The sequence below is a fragment of the Methylobacterium sp. NEAU K genome (assembly GCF_030700285.1).
Lineage (GTDB): Bacteria > Pseudomonadota > Alphaproteobacteria > Rhizobiales > Beijerinckiaceae > Methylobacterium.
In genome coordinates, this window is sequence record NZ_JAUYZJ010000052.1 from 1 (window position 1) to 349 (window position 349).

The 349-nt window shown below is 67.6% G+C and carries 1 pseudogene; it reads left to right on the forward strand.

Annotated elements, in window-relative coordinates:
- Positions 1–198: pseudogene (locus tag Q8W67_RS25150) on the forward strand (porin family protein); the annotation flags it as partial.
- Positions 199–349: the final 151 nt, after the last annotated feature.

A 349-nucleotide genomic window follows, 5' to 3' on the forward strand; every position in this document is an offset into this window, starting at 1 on the left:
AACTTCTTCCGCTCCAGCGCCGTCACGCTCAAGGTCGAAGGCCTCTACGTCAACCTCGACCGCAACACCCGCAACCAGGGCGCGTTCGTCATCAACGCCGCCAATAACTTCCCCGTCGTCTACAGCGGCATCGGACGCCGCAGCGACGAGTTCGCCGTCGTCCGCGCAGGCCTGAACTACAAGTTCGGATCGTACTAAGTCTGAACTGCTCCCGGCCTCGGGGCCGGGCATTGCGGCGGGCGAGCGGAGGGCCTCCCCCTATCGCCGCCTGCCGCGGCAGACGTGCCACGTTTGGCCTCAGCCTCCCAGCCCGATCAGGCTGGCCACTCAGGTCGAGCCGCGCCCCGGG